Origin of the sequence: Streptomyces anandii JCM 4720, assembly GCF_014650655.1 — a bacterium.
Classification (GTDB): Bacteria; Actinomycetota; Actinomycetes; order Streptomycetales; family Streptomycetaceae; genus Streptomyces; species Streptomyces anandii.
On sequence record NZ_BMVJ01000006.1, the window covers coordinates 395,517 to 398,446 of the forward strand.

Annotated in this window: 3 protein-coding genes; 2 read left to right on the forward strand and 1 reads right to left on the reverse strand. The window is 73.8% G+C overall.

The genetic code is table 11. From position 1 onward, the window contains the following. Positions 1 to 1,358: SulP family inorganic anion transporter (locus tag IE249_RS14445; protein WP_229858454.1), on the reverse strand; the 1,358-nt coding region annotated here is incomplete at its 3' end. 217 nt (positions 1,359 to 1,575) lie between these two features. On the opposite strand from IE249_RS14445, the gene IE249_RS14450 reads away from it, so the two are divergent. Beyond that, positions 1,576 to 2,268, forward strand: coding sequence for a response regulator (locus IE249_RS14450; RefSeq protein WP_189705204.1), 693 nt, complete (start codon positions 1,576 to 1,578; stop codon positions 2,266 to 2,268). A 248-nt stretch (positions 2,269 to 2,516) separates the two neighbouring features. Beyond that, the coding region (locus tag IE249_RS14455) for a GAF domain-containing protein (protein WP_373304385.1) at positions 2,517 to 2,930 on the forward strand (414 nt) is incomplete at its 3' end.

Below are 2,930 nucleotides of genomic sequence, written 5' to 3' on the forward strand. Positions count from 1 at the left end.
CCGTCGAGGCGGTAGGCGACGATGTGCTCCGCGAGCAGGGCGTGCTCCTCGGCACTGTGGTCGCCGCGGTCGAGCGGGACCTGGTCGAGACGGGCCTGCCGGGCCACGGCGCGCAGCGCGAGGGCGCCCGCCACCAGCAAGCCGATGACGACGGCGTAGACGAGGTCGAGGGCGAGCGTGGCCAGTGCGGTCAGCGCGAGGATCGCCGCGTCCGAGCGGGTCGCCCGCGCCATGGCCCGCAGTGAGCCCACCTCCACCATGCGCACCGCGGTGGCCAGCAGGACGCCCGCGAGCGCGGCCAGCGGAATGCGGGAGACCAGCGGCGCGGCGGCGAACACGATCACCGCGAGCACGGCCGCGTGCGCGAGGGCGGCCAGCCGCGAGCCGGCTCCCGTGCGCACGTTGACGGCGGTCCGGGCGATGGCGCCGGTCGCGGGCACCCCGCCGAACAGCGGCGCCGCGATGTTGGCCAGGCCCTGCCCGAACAGTTCGCGGTCCGGGTCGTGCCGGCGGCCCACGGTCATCCCGTCCGCGACCGAGGCCGAGAGCAGGGACTCCAGCGCGGCCAGCGCGGCGACCGCCACCGCCGGGGCGAGCATCGAGCCGAGCGCGCCGGGGTGCAGGAAGCCGAGCGAGGGCGAGGGCAGCCCGGCGGGCAGGTCGCCGATCGGCCGCGCGCCCTTCAGCCCGGCCGCCTGCACCACCACGGTCGCCGCGAGAACGGCCACGATGGAGAACGGCACGGTCGGCCGCCACCGCGCACCGGCCAGCATCACGGCCGCCACCGCCAGGGCGCACAGCAGCGCCGTCCAGTTCGGGTGCCGTACGAAGGCCTCCAGCGCGCGCCAGGCGACGACCAGCACCCGGTCGCCCTCGGGCTTCGGCACGCCCAGCGCGTTCGGCACCTGCTGGAGCCCGATGACGCAGGCGATGCCGAGGGTGAACCCCTCCACCACGGGGGCGGGCACGTAGCGCATGTACTTCCCGGCCCGCAGCGCCGCCAGCGCGATCAGCATCAGCCCGGCCATCAGCCCCACCGTGAGCACCCCGGACGGGCCGTAGCGGCCGACGATGGGCACCAGCACCACCGTCATCGCGCCCGTGGGCCCCGAGACCTGGAGGTCGGAGCCGCCGAACAGCGCGGCGAGCGCGCCCGCGACCACCGCCGTCGCCAGGCCCGCCCCGGCGCCGAGCCCGGAGGACACGCCGAACCCCAGGGCGAGGGGCAGGGCGACGACGGCCACGGTCAGGCCGGCGAGCAGATCCCGGCGCGGGCTGCGGCCCATCCCCGCCAGTTCGGCCCGGGAGGGCAGCAGGGACACGAGCCGGGACCCTGCCCGGCTGAGTGGGGACGTCATCGCGCGGTGGCCTCGGCTTTCTCTCCGGCCGTACAGAACAGACAGATATAGAATGTATGCAGTTGCAGAATTTTGCAATTGCGCAGGTCATAGGTCACACCTGCCCGCCCCGGCGTGGAAAGCTGGAAACAGGGCCGACAGGCCCTGGCCTTGAGTCCCCGTTCCGGGGAAGGATTCCCCCTGGCGATCGAACACAGAAGCACAAGGAGAGCGACCGATGGCGGACCGTGAGCAGGCCGGCCCCGAGACCCCGATCCGGGTCTTCCTCCTCGACGACCACGAGGTGGTACGGCGCGGGGTGCACGACCTGCTGAACGACGAAGCGGACATCACGGTGGTCGGTGAGGCCGCCACCGCCGAGCAGGCGCTCGTGCGCGTCCCGGCGCTGCGCCCCGACGTGGCCGTGCTCGACGTGCGCCTGCCGGACGGCGACGGCGTGACCGTCTGCCGCGAGCTGCGCTCCCGTCTGCCGGAGCTGGCCTGCCTGATGCTCACCTCCTTCGACGACGAGGAGGCGCTGCTGGACTCGATCATGGCGGGCGCCTCCGGCTACGTGCTGAAGCAGATCCAGGGCTCCGACCTGGTCTCCGCGGTGCGCACCGTCGCCCGCGGCCAGTCGCTGCTCGACCCGAGCGCCACCACCAAGCTGATGGCCCGGCTGCGCGGCGGCCAGCAGCAGGAGGAGGAGCCGGACGCGCTGCCCGGCCTGACCGACCGGGAGCGGGAGATCCTCGCCCTGATCGGCGAGGGGCTGACCAACCGGCAGATCGGCCAGCGCCTCTACCTGGCCGAGAAGACGGTCAAGAACCACATCTCGCGGCTGCTCGCCAAGCTCGGCGTGGAGCGCAGGATCCAGGCCGCCGTCATCGCCACCCAGGCCCGCGACCGGCTGCGGGGCGACAGCCACTGACCCCAGCCCGCCCCGGCCGCTGAACCCCGGGCGGCCCCGCCGGCCACCGGGCCGCACGGTCCCGGTGGTCCCACCGCCCACCCGGGCGCGCCGCAGACCGCGGTGCTCCCGGGCCGTACCCATGCCGTCCTTCCGCCGTACCGGTTAGTGTGACTACCGAGCAATACCGCAGAGGTGCGGCTCTGGGCACGTCAGAGGGGCTTGGAGGAACGTCGGTGGGAAGCTCCGAGGAGTCGGGGGAGGCGCGCATGCGGCTTCCGCAGCTGCGCCTGGACGAGCTGCTGGAGGAACTCCAGGCGCGCCTGGACGCGGCCCGAGGCACCCGGGACCGGGTGCACAGCCTGCTGGAGGCGGTGCTCTCCGTCGGCCGCGAACTGGACCTGGAACACGTGCTCTACAGCATCGTGGACGCCGCGGCCACCCTCGTCGACGCCCGGTACGCGGCGCTCGGCGTGATCGGCCCGGACGGCAGGCGGCTGTCGGCCTTCCACACCATCGGCGTCGACGAGGACGTGATCAGGGAGATCGGCCCGTACCCGGAGGGGCACGGGATCCTGGGCGAGCTGATCCGGCATCCGGAGCCGCTGCGGCTGGCGAAGCTGTCGGAGCATCCGGCGTCGTACGGGTTCCCGGCGAATCATCCGCCGATGAGTTCGTTCCTG